Source organism: Hydrogenophaga sp., assembly GCF_018780075.1.
In the GTDB taxonomy this organism is placed as follows: Bacteria; Pseudomonadota; Gammaproteobacteria; order Burkholderiales; family Burkholderiaceae_C; genus Hydrogenophaga.
Genome location: NZ_JADMKB010000044.1, coordinates 24,579 through 38,631 on the forward strand (window position 1 = coordinate 24,579; position 14,053 = coordinate 38,631).

The following is a 14,053-nucleotide window of genomic DNA, read 5'->3' on the forward strand; positions in this document are numbered from 1 at the left end:
GTTGCCTTGAAAGAAAGCCGCTCCCTGGAGCGGCTTTTTTGTGTCCGGTCGCTGCGCGTTGTGGCGTGCCCTATGCTTGGAAACCATGTCCGATCCTGTGCCTCAGCGTTTCCCCCCGTCGTTTGATCCGCGCCAGGTGCCGGTGTTGAACAACCTCGGTGATGAAGGGTTGCGTCCCCCCGAGCCACAACGCCTGACGGAGCCGGGATTGCGCGCGTTGTTTCACCGCCCGCCGGTCTGGACGCCGGAATTGGTCATGGAGCGGAAGTTTGCCGACCGTGCGCCAGCGCAGGCCGCCGTGTTGTTGCCACTGGTCATGCACGAACGCCCGACCTTGTTGTTGACCCAGCGCACGGCCCACCTCTCCACCCACTCCGGGCAGATCGCTTTTCCGGGTGGCAAGCTCGATGACACCGACGCCAGCGCGACCGCCGCGGCCCTGCGGGAGACGCAGGAGGAAATTGGCCTGTCGGCCGACTGGATCGAGGTTCTGGGGCATCTGCCCGAGTACGTGACCGGGACCTCGTTCACCGTCACACCGGTGGTGGCCCTGGTGCGGCCGGGCTTCGTGCTCCGGCCGAACCCGCACGAGGTGGACGACGTGTTTGAGGTGCCGCTGGACTTCCTCATGAACCCGGCCAATCACCACAAGCACGGTTTTGAGTGGGACGGTGTGATGCGGGAGTGGTACGCCATGCCTTACCGGGATGGCACCCGCGAACGCTTCATCTGGGGTGCCACCGCCGGCATGCTGCGCAACTTCTACCGCCTGCTGGTCGCCTGAGGCGCCACGCCCCGTCGCTATGATGGCGCCATGAGTTTTTTCGCCATCCTCATCGCTTTGCTGATCGAGCAGACCCGCCCGCTGGGGTTTGACAACCCGGTGCACGCCGGGCTGCGTGGCTGGGCCCGGATGGTCCGGCGCAACCTCGACACCGGACAGCCGGGACACGGCTGGCTGGCCTGGGCGCTGGCGGCGGGCGCGCCCGCGCTGGGCGCCGCGCTGGTGTATTGGGGCTTGTGGCAGTTCAGCAGCGTGTTGGCGTTCGTGTGGCTGGTGATCGTCCTGTACGTGACGTTGGGGTTCCGGCAGTTCAGCCACCACTTCACCGACATTCGCCAGGCGCTGGAGGAGGGCGACGATGCCCGGGCGCGCGAGAAGCTGGCGCAGTGGTTGCATGTGGACACAGGCAGCTTGCCTCGTACCGAGTTGCTGAGGCAGGTGATCGAACAGTCGGTGCTGGCCGCCCACCGCCATGTGTTCGGGGTGCTGGCGGCCTTCGTGGTGTTTTGGTTGCTGGGGTTGGGGCCTGCGGGTGCGGTGCTGTACCGCATGGCGGAGTACCTGTCTCGCAACTGGAAGGCCCGGTCCGACGGGTCACCCAGCGTGCCGCTCCAGAAGGCCAGTGCGCGAGGCTGGGAGTGGGTGGACCACCTGCCTGCTCGGGCCACCGCACTCGGTTTCGCGGTGGTCGGCAACTTTGAGGAGGCGGTGGCGAGCTGGCGCGGCGAGGCCGAGCTGTTTGCGCCGGGCAGCGACGGTGTCGTGCTCGCGGCCACCTCGGGCGCGCTCAACGTGCGACTGAGTTCACGCGAAGGGGTCGTTGAGGAAGCGGACGGTGTCGCTGCACGCCCCGAGCCGCAGCTGGCGCACCTCGCGAGCGCGGTGGGCCTGGTGTGGCGCAGCGTGGTGCTCTGGATGCTGTTGCTGGCGCTGCTGACGCTGGCGCGCCTGCTCGGCTGAGCCTGGGCTCAGTAGGCCCTGCGCGCCGAGAGTTCGGCAAACAGTTCCTGATAGATGCGGTATCGGTTGTCGGAGATGGAACCGCTGCCCTCGACGCCGGATCGCTCCGCAGCTTCCTGCACGTGTGTCAGGACCGAACAACCCGGCTCGTGCAGGTGCGTGCAGTTGTAGAAACGACAGTGGCCCAGCGTGGCACGCAGATCGGGCATCAGGTGCGCGAGCTGCATCGGCTCGATGTGGTTCAAACCAAATTCCTGAAAACCGGGCGAGTCGATCAGCGCCGTGCGCCGTGTGTCGTTCACCCAGTACCAGGTGGTGCTGGTGGTCGTGTGCTTGCCCGAATTGAGCGCGCGGGAGATTTCGCCTGTGAGGGCCTTGGCATGCGGCACCAACCGGTTCACCAGCGTGCTCTTGCCCACACCCGACGGGCCCAGCACCAGGGTGGTCTTGCCGGCCAGGCGCTCCTGGAGCGCATCCAGACCGGCTTCGGTGCTGGCGGCGGTGTCGCCCTTGAGGCGCAACGGCAGCACGTCGGTGCCCATGCGACGGTAAGGTTCCAGCCGCGCCCATGCGTGGTCGAACGCGGGCTGCAGATCGCTCTTGTTGAGCACGATCAAAACCGGAATGCCTTCGGCTTCGGCCGCGATCAGTGAACGCGCCAACTGGCGTTCGGAAAACTCCGGATCGGCCGCGACCAGCACCAGGATCTGGTCCAGGTTGGCGGCGAACGACTTGGTGCGCAGTTCGTCCTGGCGGTAAAACAGGTTGCGCCGTGTTTCCACGCGCTCGATGCTGCCTTCATCGCCGGTGGGCATCCAGCGCACCCGGTCGCCGACGACGGACTGGCTCTTCTTGCCGCGCGGGTGGCAGATGCGTCGTTGCCCGTCTGGGCTCTCCACGAGGCAATGGCGCCCGTAGGCCGCCACCACCAGCCCCTCATCAAGACCACCGGATGTCCCCGTGGTGTCCACGCCATGGGCGCCACGGGTCCGGGACTGACTCATGCCGCAGCGCCTTGCAGCCGAGCAATGCGCTCACTGGCGGGCGGATGCGAGTAATAAAAGCGCGCGTAGACCGGGTCGGGCGTGAGCGTGCTGGCGTTGTCCTTGTAGAGCTTGAGCAGCGCGCTGGCCAGGTCGTTGCCGTCGGTGTGGGCGGTGGCGTAGGCATCGGCCTCGAACTCGTGGCGGCGCGAGAGCTGAGCCATGAGGGGCGAGAGGAAATAGGTGAACAAAGGCACCACCATCAGAAACAACAGCAGCGCGAGGGCGTCGTTGGGGGTGTCCATCGAGGGCAGGACGCCCAGGCCGTTGTAGAACCAGGCCTGGCGCGACACCCAGCCGAGAAGGGCAAAGCCCAGAAGGCTCAGGCCGAACATCATCACGGTGCGCTGGAGGATGTGGCGGCGTTTGTAGTGACCCAGCTCGTGCGCGAGCACGGCATCGATCTCGGGCGGGCTCAGCTGCCGCAGCAAGGTGTCGAAAAACACCACGCGCTTGGCGGCACCAAAACCGGTGAAATACGCGTTGGCGTGGGCACTGCGTTTGCTGCCGTCCATCACGAACAGGCCCTTGGCGGCAAAACCACAACGCTTCATGAGCGCGTTCACCCGGTTCTTCAGCATCTCGTCCTGCAAGGGCTCGAACTTGTTGAACAGCGGGGCGATGACGGTGGGGTAGAACACCAGCAGCAGCAGGTTGAACGCCATCCACGCGCCCCAGGCCCAGAGCCACCAGGCGGGGCCCGCCGCCCCCATGAGCCAGAGCACCAGCGAGGCGATCGGCAAGCCGATGAGCGCACCCACCAGCCCGCCCTTGACCATGTCGGTCAGCCACAGACCCAGGCTCATCTTGTTGAAGCCGAACCGTTCCTCCAGCCGGAAGGTAGCCCACCAGCCCATCGGCAGCGTGAGCAGGGCACCGATCAGGGTGAAGCTGCCCAGCAGGGCGAGCTGCTGCCACATGCCGGACCCCATCCAGGCGAGCAGGGTCTGGTTGAGCCAGTGCAGGCCACCCAGCAGCGTCCAGCCCAGCAGCAAGCAGGCCTCCAGCGCCGCTTCCAGCATGCCGAAGCGGGCCTTGGCCACGGTGTAGTCCGCCGCCTTCCGGTGGGCGTCCGGGTCGATCGTGGTGGCGAACGGTTCGGGCACACGGTCCCGGTGGCGCACCACGTGACGAATCTGCCGGCTGGAGAGCACGGTGCGCACGACGAGGCCGAGCACGAGCGCGGCACAGAAGACCGCGGTGAAAGAAAAGGCGCTTGCATCCATGGGGAGGAGTCTATCGAAGTGTCGGCTGCGCCCACAAGGCAAGGTCTTGGCGATGAGGGGAGGCGAGTGCGGCCGGCGCATCGGTGAAAATCGGGCCATGAGTCTTCAACACACCCACCTGCCGACCGAGGCCACGCCCGCTGACCCATCCCTGCTGACCAAGAGCGACCAGAACCTGATCTGGCTCGACTGCGAGATGAGCGGCCTCGACCCCGAGAAAGAGCGACTGCTGGAAATAGCCGTGGTGATCACCGGCCCCCAACTGGAGCCCCGGGTGGAAGGGCCCGTGCTGGTCATTCACCAGAGTGACGCGGTGCTGAACGCCATGGACAACTGGAACAAGGGCACACACGGCAAGAGCGGTCTGATCGACAAGGTCAAGGCCAGCACCCTGACCGAGGCCGATGCGGCCACCGAGTTGCTGGCCTTCATCGCCAAGTACGTGCCGAAGAACGGCTCGCCGATGTGCGGCAACAGCATCGGGCAGGACCGGCGCTTTCTGGTGAAGTACATGCCCAAGCTGGAGGCTTATTTCCACTACCGCAACCTGGACGTGAGCACGCTCAAGGAGCTGGCCAAACGCTGGCGCCCGGAGGTGTACGACAGTTTCAAGAAGCACCAGAAGCACACGGCGCTGGCCGATGTGCACGAGTCCATCGACGAGCTGGTGCACTACCGCACCCACTTTTTGCGTTGAAACGCGGGCGACGGAGCCAGGTCCCTCGTCCGCTCGCACCATCTTGCTGCGCCATTTCGCGCCCATGGCCGTGTCAAAATCGTGACGTCCACGAGAAGCCCCAATGACAAAAAAGACCCGCTCCAGCTTTGTATCCCGTCACATGGACGCCCTGCAGTTGGGCGCCTCGGTTGTTTTTCTTTTGCTGGTGGGTCTTTACGCCTCCCTGACCGGGGCCAACGTGGCGGGCTTGTCGAGTTCGGCCATCTGGCTGTTGATCGTGGCGGCCGTGGTCGGTGGCTATATGGCGATGAACATCGGTGCCAACGATGTGGCCAACAACATGGGACCGGCGGTGGGTTCGGGGGCCATGACCATGGGGTGGGCCATTCTGGCGGCCGCGGTGTTCGAGGCCCTGGGTGCCATCATCGCCGGCGGTGATGTGGTCGGCACCATCAAGGGCGGCATCATCGACATTCAGCAGATCAACGATGCGGCGCAGTTTGCCTGGCTGATGTTCGCGGCCCTGCTGGCCGGCGCGCTCTGGTTGCACCTGGCCACCGCCATTGGCGCGCCGGTGTCCACCACCCACTCGATCATTGGCGCCGTCATGGGCGCCGGCATTGCTGCCGGTGGCTGGGATCTGGTGAACTGGGTCACCATCGGCAACATCGTCATCAGCTGGGTGGTCTCGCCCATCTCGGGGGGGCTGGTGGCCGCCGGCTTTCTGTATCTCATCAAGCGCAGCATCACCTACCGCAGCGACATGACCGAGGCTGCCACCCGTGTCGTTCCCTGGCTGATCGCGGCCATGGCGTGGGCCTTTGGCACCTACATGTTGCTCAAGGGGCTGGGGCAGCTGGTGAAGGTGTCATTCTGGGTGGCCATCGCGGCAGGCGCTGTGCTGGGGCTGATCGCCTGGATGCTGGTGCGTGGGCCGATTGCGCGCAAGGCGCTGCTGCTGCACAACAGCAAAGATGGCGTCAACCGCCTGTTCACCTGGCCGCTGGTGTGTTCGGCCGCGCTGTTGAGCTTTGCGCACGGTGCCAACGATGTGGCCAACGCAGTCGGGCCGCTGGCTGCGATCTATGAAGCGGTGAAAGAGGGGGCTGTGGCGAGCAAGGCCTCCACGCCGCTGTGGATCATGGTGTTGGGGGCCATTGGCCTGGCTGCCGGTCTGGCCCTGTATGGCGCCAAGCTGATCCGGACCGTAGGCAAAGAAATTACCGAGCTGGACAACATGAGGGCCTACGCCATCGCGATGTCGGCCACGCTGACGGTGATCGTGGCATCGCAGATGGGCATGCCGGTCTCGACCACCCACATCTCCATCGGTGCCGTGTTTGGCGTGGGCTTCTTGCGTGAGTTGCTCAAAGTCAACTACGCCAAGATGGAGGCGGTGGTGTTCGCCGGCCATCAAGGTGCGGATCGCGCGGAGGTCGAGGCCTATCTTCAGCGCTTCGAAGCCGCAGAGGTGAGCGAGAAGAAGCGCATGCTCTCAGAGATGAAGAAGCGGGCGAAGGCACGCGAACTGGCCGTGGGCACCGTGCTGGCCAAGAACGAGCAGAAGGCACTGAAAAAGGCCTACAAGAAAGAGATCGTGAAGCGCTCTGCGGTGCTGCGCATCGTGGCGGCCTGGATCGTCACCGTGCCGGCCACTGCGGCCCTGGCGGCCGTTCTGTACCAGGTCGTTGCGGCCCTTTTGTCGGTCTGAGGTGGCCGGATCAAAAATAATTCTAGGGTTTTCCCTGAAACCCTGCGATAATCGCAGGCTGCACAGAAAACTGTGCTGATTTGTGCATCTGCCTCACACACCAGGCCTCCCGGTATTTGCGCTGTGCTCCTGCAAGGAGCTTCAGCCCACCGCAGTTTCACTGCGGTGCAACGGATGAGGCCGATCGTTCCGGGTGTCTTCGTTTCTTGAAGGCCCCACGGCGCGTTGACCGTTTGATGGTTGATGTTTTGTAACCACGAACGGATCAAGCGCCAGGAGCGCACGCCCCACGTTGGGCGCAGCTTTTCCTGACCGTTTTGCTTCGATCAATTGCGCTGTAGCGCAAGGACGAACATGAGCGACTCTTTTGAAGCCCGCGGCGAATTCACGCCCGACACCCTGCCCGTTGACGCTGTCGCGGACGAATCCATCACCATCGTCGAGCCGTCGGCTCCCAACGGCTTCGCGCTGCTGGGTCTGGCGCCCGAGCTGGTGCAAGCCTGTGTGGACCTCGGCTACACCAGCCCGACCCAGGTGCAGAACAACGTGGTGCCCAAAGCCATGCTCGGCGAAGGCGAAAAGCGTTTTGCCGACCTGATGGTGTCCAGCCAGACCGGCAGCGGCAAGACCGCTGCCTTCCTGCTGCCCGTGCTGCACACCCTGCTGCAACAGCAGGCCCAGGCCGAAGCCAACGAAAAGGCCGAGTTCGAACAGAGCGTTGCCGACGCCCTGGCCCGCGGCGAAGTCGCTCCCAAGCGCGCCAAGCGCAAGGACCCGACCAACCCGCGCAACTTCAAGGCCGCCACCCCCGGCGCCCTGATCCTGTGCCCGACGCGCGAACTCGCCCAGCAGGTGGCCAACGACGCCATCGACCTGGTGCGCCATTGCCGCGGCCTGCGCATCGCCAACGTGGTGGGCGGCATGCCCTACCAGTTGCAGATCGCCAAACTGCAGAACGCCGACCTCGTGGTCGCCACGCCCGGCCGCCTGCTCGACCTGCAGCGCTCGCAGCAGCTCAAGCTCGACCAGGTGCAGTTCCTCGTGGTCGACGAAGCCGACCGCATGCTCGACCTCGGCTTTGCCGACGACCTGGCCGATGTCAACGACATGACCAGCCAGCGCCGCCAGACCATGATGTTCAGCGCCACGTTTGCGCCGCGCATCCAGCAGCTCGCCATGCGCGTGATGCACGACAGTGGCAAGCACGTGCAGAAGGTGCAGATCGACAGCCCGCAAGAGCAGCACGCCAACATCAAGCAGGTGCTGTTCTGGGCCGACAACGCCGACCACAAGCGCAAGCTGCTCGACCACTGGCTGCGCGACACCAGCATCAACCAGGCCATCGTGTTCGCCAGCACCCAGATCGAGTGCGACGGCCTCGCCAACGACCTGCAGCAAGAGGGCTTCTCGGCCGTCGCGCTGCACGGCGCGCTGAGCCAGGGCATCCGCAACCGCCGCCTGATGGCGCTGCGCGCCGGCCAGGTGCAGATCCTGGTGGCCACCGACGTCGCCGCCCGCGGCATCGACGTGCCCACCATCACCCACGTCTTCAACTTCGGCCTGCCGATGAAGGCCGAGGACTACACGCACCGCATCGGCCGCACCGGCCGTGCCGGCCGCGACGGCTTGGCCGTGACCTTTGCCGAGCTGCGCGACCGCCGCAAGATCGGTGACATCGAGGCCTACACGCGTCAGCGCATCGCGGTGGAGACCGTGCCCGGCCTGGAGCCGCGCCAACGCGCCCCGATGGCCGAGCCGTTCGGTCGTGGTGGCCCTGGCGGCCGTCCGCAAGGCCGTGGTGGCAACGACCGTTTTGCCGACCGCCGTGGCGCACCCGCTCCGCGCGGCCCGCGTTTTGAAGGCCGTGGCGATGCGCCGCGCTTTGAAGGTCGCGGTGATGCCCCTCGCTTCGAAGGCAACCGTTTCGACAACCGGGGCGACGCTCCGCGTGGCGACGGCCGCTTCGAAGGCCGTCCTGCACCCCGCAGCGAGGCGCGTTTTGACAGCCGCCCCGACAACCGCTTTGAGCGTGATACCCGTCCTGCTGGCGGTCCTGGCCGTGGTTTTGGTGATCGTCCGCAGGCACCGCGTCCTGGTGCCAAGCCGCAGGGTTTCTCCAGCTTTGGCCGCAGCGACAACGGTGGTGACCGTGGTGGCGACCGCTTCAGCGACCGTGGCAACTCCGAGCGTGCCGCCCTGCGCGGTGGCGAGTTCCCCCAGCGCCGCACCGAAGGCGGCCCGGCCCGTCCAGTCGCTCGCCGCCAGCCGCGCTGATTGAAAAGGGGCTTCGCAGAGGCACTTGGGTGCCTCCTGCGCCACCCGCAAAAAAGCCGCTCCTCGGAGCGGCTTTTTCATGTCTGCTGTTTCTCTCTTCTCTCGCTGGCATCAACCCGGCGAGCGGTGCGTCAGGGCTGTCTGAAGATCAGAGGGGCCAACTGTTCCACGTAGTGGACCATGGCACCGGTGGAGAGGTGACCGTAGTCGTAGGACAGCGGTTGAACCGCGTCGTCGGTCATGCGGGTGAGGCAGCCCTGCGCATTGCAGAAGAAGTCCATGCCGGAAATGAACTCGATGCCCATCTGCTGGGCGCGGGTACGCATCCGGGCGGTCGCTGCTCTGACTTCGGGGTCCAGGAACGCTTCGGGCAAACGCAACGGAGGGCGGGCCTGCACTGGGCCCTTTTTCCATTCTTCCAGCAGGATCTGCGGCAGGTGCTTTTTCCAGTACGGCACGGCGCCCAGCATGATGATGCGGGGCACGCCAGCCTTCTTGATCTCCTGCACCGTGGCTTCGAGGTTGCGAAGGTCGTAGCGCTTGTTGTGCCACCACGAATAGAGGATCACGACGTCGGGCCTGGCATCGCGGATCGCCTGGATCGTGTCGTCGTTGAGGCTCTTGCACAGCGGTCGCGGTTCGATGCCCAGGACCGACGGGCAGATCGCGGCAGTGCGCTCCCCCAGGCCGAACGTGTACTTGCCTGATTCCTGCAATGCTTTGAAACCTGGGTACAGCGAGCCTGCGTGGGAGTCGCCCCAGATGAACACCAGCGGACGCTTCTTTTCGATGCAGAAGGCCTTGTAGTTCGACGGCGGCAGCTTGTAGTCCAGCATGCAGTCCTTGTCGCGCCAGCCTTCAATGATGGCCGTGCGCCCGCCCTTGGACATCATGTTGCGCACGATGTCGGGGAAACGGTGGTCAAAGCCATCGTTGCGGTAGGTGGCGTATCCCGAAGCTGCCGCCAGGGTCATGGCGACGCACAGTGACGCCGTCATGGTCTTGCGGTTCAGGCGACCGAACCGGATCGGTTTTTCCACCAGCTGGTAGGTCAACCAGGCCAGGGCCACCGCGAGCAAGACCCAGCCCGTCTGGTGTTCCCAGCGGGGCAGGTCACCGGTTTCGATGTGGGCAAACGACAGCAGAGGCCAGTGCCAGAGGTAGAGCGGGTAGCTGATGAGCCCGATCCACACGAACGGCTTGCTGGCCAGCACGTGGCGGTTGAACCAGGCGTGTGGACCCGCCGCGATGAGGAACACCGATCCGAGGGTGGGCAGCAACGCCCACCAGCCCGGAAAGCGCCGCTCCGGGGTGATGGTGAGCAGCACCAGCAGCAGCAGACCGGCGCCGGTCCATGCCAGCAGGTTGCTGCGGTTTGGGGTGGACGCGGGCAACGGCGGCCGATCGGTCCAGAGCCCCCGTTTGAACACGGCACCCAGACCGACGCGGTGCACGTGCATGGCCGCCAGCATGGCGCCGACCAGCAGTTCCCAGAAACGCGATGCGGGGTTGTAGAACGCGGCCGTGATCTGCCCGCGCACGAGGTAGAGGTTGATCAGGAAAGAGACCAGCATCAACACGGCGATCCAGCGCATGGCGTTCAGGCGCCAGCGGTGGACCGCCCACAGCGTCAGGGGCCAGAACATGTAGAACTGCTCCTCGATCGCCAGCGACCAGAGATGCAGCAGGGGCTTGTTGGCCGACGCGGCGTCGAAGTAGCCCGCTTCGTTCCAGAACGCGAAGTTGGAGACAAACGCACTGCCCGCCAAGATGTGTTTGCCGACCTGCTTGTAGTCCACCGGGAGCAGCTGGAACCAGCCCATCACGATGACGGTGGTCAGCACCAGGAGCAGGGCGGGGAAGATGCGTTTGATGCGGCGCGCGTAGAAGTCGATGAAGCTGAAGCGCTGCTTCTGAAGGCCCGCCAGGATGATCGAGCTGATCAGGTAGCCGGAGATGACGAAGAAGATGTCGACGCCGACGAAGCCGCCCTGGATCTGCTCGGGAAACGCGTGGTGCAGCACCACCGACACCACCGCGATCGCGCGCAGGCCGTCGATGTCGGGGCGGTAGTGGGAGTGCGTGGAATCGGTGGACATGGGTGGACAGAGGGACGCCAGACAGCCCGATGGGGTGCGTCAGGCGATCGAAAGACCGGAACTGGGCACCCGGTGCCCCGTGGGTGTTCCGGCTCAGGCGTAGAGTTCGCGCGCGATGCGCAATGCCAGCGTGTCCGGCAAATCAACGTCATCGAACGTCAGTGTTTGTCCAGCACTGACCGGGCGCGTGATGACGGCGTCCTGGATCATGCCGATCGGCACGTGTCCGCGCACATCGCTGATGCGGGCCGCTTCGCCGCGCACCTGAAACCCACCAATCGCACGGTTGATGCGTGTTCCCACCGGCAGGTCGGTCTTGGCAATGCCGACGATGGACACCGTGGGCTGGCGGGAGTTGTTCAGCAGCACACCGCCGCCATGGAGCACACGGCGCACCGTCTTGATGATCTCGTACTGGCACAGGTGGAACGGGCGGACCAGCACGTAGTAAGGGCCGTCGCCCAGCTTGAGGTAGTTCAGCGCCTTCCACTCCGATTGGTCGTGGGTGCCGACCACGAACACACCGGCGTTGCCGGGGGACAGCACATAGTCGGAAATGGCCTGCCCAAGCCCGGTCGCCGTGCGGGCGAGCTCGATGGCCGCCTTGGTCACATCGGTCGCCTTGGGGCCTTCCATGCCCTGGCGGGTGATGGTGCCGCCAAAGCCGTTGGCAACCAGTGCCTGCTCGATCTGGATCTTGGTGCCGTCGGTGAAGGAAGTCGTTTGCTCGACACTGATGCCCTGCTTTCCCGCCCAGTAGGCCATCTCTTCGGGCTTCGGAAGGTGGTTCAGAAAGCCCTTCATGTTGCCGTAGACCAGTGGCTTGAAGCCCATCATCACGGCTTCTTCGCGCAAGGCGGCGATGGAGCCGGGCTGATCGCCCTCGGCTTCGGTGAGCAAGCCCTTGTCGGTGAACCAGGAGCCGGTCGTGACGTGAAACTCCGAATTCATGGTCACCACCGGCTTGCCGGCGCGCAGGGCGGCGTCGATCACGCTGGTGGCGTGCAGCACGTCGCCGCTGCATTCCACGATGAGGTCCGACTTGTCCAGCAGTTCCTGGACCGAGTGCGTGAGTTGTTCGGGGAATGGAAATCCGTCCGGTTGTCCCAGAGGGCGGCGCGTGAGCACCGCGCTCAGGGTGAGATCGGGTGCGTGGTTGTGCACCAGGCGGGCGAAACCGCTGGCGATGAAGCCGGTGCCCACCAGGCCAATGCGTTGCTTGTTCGAACTGTTCATGTCTGTCTGACCTTTGATCGGTAAGGAGGGGGAAGGGCCTGTGGCGATCGGCGAATGGCCTGGAGCGATCACGCCCCGCCAACAGGACCTGCGGGGATGGCTACACGCTGTAGCGCAGACGGCTGTCGGGGCCGGCGGCTTCCAGGCCCTGATCGGTGGGTGAATAGCCCGCCACCAGCTCGATCAGGAGCTCCTTGGTGCCTTCGACATCACGCCGGTCCAGCAGGGCTTCGAGTTGTTGCAGCTTGTCCTGCAGCACAGGCCAGGCGAGGAACTCCTCATGGGCCTTCATGATGCGGGGGTGCGAGGTGGGCCGCGGGTTGTTGCCGATGAGCAGCTCTTCGAACAGCTTCTCGCCGGGGCGCAAGCCGGTGATCTCGATTTCGATGTCACCGTCAGGGTTGTTCTCGCTGCGCACACACAGACCCGAGAGCTCGATCATGCGCGTGGCGAGGTCGAAGATCTTGACCGGGTCGCCCATGTCCAGCACAAACACGTCGCCGCCCTTGGCCATGGCGCCCGCCTGGATGACCAGTTGAGCGGCTTCCGGGATGGTCATGAAGTACCGGGTCATGTCCGGGTGGGTCACCGTGATGGGACCCCCGTCGCGGATCTGGCGTCGGAACTTGGGCACCACCGAACCCGAGGAGCCCAGCACATTGCCGAACCGCACCATGGAAAAACGGGTCTTGGGCGACGTGGCGGCGAGCGCCTGCAACGCCATTTCGGCCAGCCGCTTGCTTGCCCCCATGATGTTGGTCGGTCGCACGGCCTTGTCGGTGCTGATCAGCACGAAATCGGTCACGCCTTCTTCGGCGGCGATGCGGGCGGCGGTCAGGGTGCCGAGCGTGTTGTTCCGGATGCCTTCGATCGGGTTGTGTTCGACCAGTGGCACGTGCTTGTAGGCTGCGGCGTGATAGACCGTGTCTGGCCTCCAGTCGGACATGATGTCGCGCAGGCGCTGGGCGTCGCGCACCGAAGCGAGCACAGGGACCAGCAGCGTGCGGTCGTTGTCGGTTCTTTCGGCCAGTTCCTGGTGGATTTCGTACAGCGCGAATTCGCTTTGTTCCACCAGCACCAGCGTGGTGGGAGCCACCGCCAGGATCTGGCGACACAGCTCGCTGCCGATGGAGCCACCGGCGCCCGTCACCAGCACCACTTTGTCGGAGATGTTTTTGCCCAGCAGGATGTGGTTGGGGCTCACCGGCTCACGGCCCAGCAGATCGTCGATGTCCAGTTCGCGCAAATCGGAGGTGCTGACCATGCCCTGAGCGAGTTCGCTCACGGCCGGCAGGGTGCGCACCTGCACGTGGGCGCGCAGCATCTGCGCGATCATCTCGTTGCGGCGGTGCCGGCTCACCGAGGGAATGGCCAACAACACCGTGCTGACCTGCAGCGAATTCACCAGGCCCGGCAGATCGGCGGGGCTGTAGATCGACAGCCCGTTGAGCACGTGGCCGTGCAGGCGGTCGTCGTCGTCCAGAAAACCGACCACCCGCATCTCGTGGCTGTTGGCCATGGCGCCCGCCAGCTGCCGTCCCGCATTGCCCGCGCCGTAGATCAGCACGCGGGGCAGTGCCACCATCTTGAGCTGGTTGCGGTACAACCCGCCCAGCCAGAAGCGAGCCAGCATGCGCGATGCGCCCACCGTGAGCAACAACAGCATCGGCTGGATCAGGCCCACGGTGCGGGGCACGCCATCGACGCCAAAGGCCGTGAACACCGACGCGAAGAGCAGGGCGTACACGGCAATGGCCTTCATCACCGTCATCAAGGCGGACAGCCCCGAGTACCGGAAGATGGCGCGGTAAAAGCCGTTGACCACGAAGATGGGCAAGGCGACCGCCAGCGACACCACCACCGCCCACAGTGGTTGCCAGTAGCTGTCGCCCGCGAGCCTCACCCACTCACCGAGCCGCAGGTAGAACGCCAGCCAGACCGTCAACACGCACAGCGCGGCATCGACGGACACCACCACCACACGCTTGGCGGGCCTTGGCATGGCCAGGATGGGCAGGGCAAATCGGTTCAGCATGGGGTC

At 65.1% G+C, this 14,053-nt stretch carries 10 protein-coding genes; 5 read left to right on the forward strand and 5 right to left on the reverse strand.

Translation table 11 applies throughout. The features are described 5' to 3' along the window. Positions 1 to 85 precede the first annotated feature (85 nt). Together IV088_RS10195 and IV088_RS10200 are read left to right on the forward strand one after the other, a co-directional pair. Entirely contained in the window at positions 86 to 784 is a 699-nt protein-coding gene (locus IV088_RS10195) for a CoA pyrophosphatase (RefSeq protein WP_291101418.1), read from the forward strand. 30 nt (positions 785 to 814) lie between these two features. Next, a complete protein-coding gene (locus tag IV088_RS10200; protein WP_291101421.1) occupies positions 815 to 1,744 on the forward strand; it encodes a CobD/CbiB family protein in 930 nt (309 codons plus the stop codon). Positions 1,745 to 1,752: 8 nt separating this feature from the next. Here IV088_RS10200 and rsgA read toward each other — a convergent pair whose 3' ends face one another. Both rsgA and IV088_RS10210 read right to left on the reverse strand, forming a co-directional pair. Continuing rightward, a complete protein-coding gene (rsgA, locus tag IV088_RS10205; protein WP_291101423.1) occupies positions 1,753 to 2,748 on the reverse strand; it encodes a ribosome small subunit-dependent GTPase A in 996 nt (331 codons plus the stop codon). Then, positions 2,745 to 4,013, reverse strand: a complete 1,269-nt coding sequence (locus tag IV088_RS10210; RefSeq protein ID WP_291101426.1) for a M48 family metallopeptidase — start codon at positions 4,011 to 4,013, stop codon at positions 2,745 to 2,747. The genes rsgA and IV088_RS10210 overlap by 4 nt, the downstream gene beginning before the upstream one ends. A gap of 97 nt (positions 4,014 to 4,110) precedes the next feature. Between IV088_RS10210 and orn the strand changes: the two genes are divergently transcribed. From orn to IV088_RS10225, 3 genes are all read left to right on the forward strand, one after another. Then, a complete protein-coding gene (gene orn / locus IV088_RS10215; RefSeq protein WP_291101429.1) occupies positions 4,111 to 4,710 on the forward strand; it encodes an oligoribonuclease in 600 nt (199 codons plus the stop codon). Between the two features lie 103 nt (positions 4,711 to 4,813). Then, positions 4,814 to 6,403 carry an inorganic phosphate transporter gene (locus IV088_RS10220; RefSeq protein WP_291101432.1) on the forward strand — a complete coding sequence of 530 codons (1,590 nt, stop codon included), beginning with the start codon at positions 4,814 to 4,816 and terminating at the stop codon, positions 6,401 to 6,403. Between the two features lie 354 nt (positions 6,404 to 6,757). Beyond that, entirely contained in the window at positions 6,758 to 8,677 is a 1,920-nt protein-coding gene (locus IV088_RS10225) for a DEAD/DEAH box helicase (protein ID WP_291101435.1), read from the forward strand. Between the two features lie 131 nt (positions 8,678 to 8,808). Here the strand turns inward: IV088_RS10225 and IV088_RS10230 are convergent, their stop codons facing one another. From IV088_RS10230 to IV088_RS10240, 3 genes are all read right to left on the reverse strand, one after another. Then, a complete protein-coding gene (locus IV088_RS10230) occupies positions 8,809 to 10,776 on the reverse strand; it encodes an acyltransferase family protein (protein WP_291101437.1) in 1,968 nt (655 codons plus the stop codon). 93 nt (positions 10,777 to 10,869) lie between these two features. Beyond that, complete coding sequence (locus IV088_RS10235) at positions 10,870 to 12,012, reverse strand: hypothetical protein (RefSeq protein ID WP_291101439.1); 1,143 nt, start codon at positions 12,010 to 12,012, stop codon at positions 10,870 to 10,872. 100 nt (positions 12,013 to 12,112) lie between these two features. Next, positions 12,113 to 14,047 (reverse strand): nucleoside-diphosphate sugar epimerase/dehydratase, encoded by a 1,935-nt coding sequence (locus IV088_RS10240; protein WP_291101442.1) that lies wholly within the window; start codon positions 14,045 to 14,047, stop codon positions 12,113 to 12,115. Positions 14,048 to 14,053 lie beyond the last annotated feature (6 nt).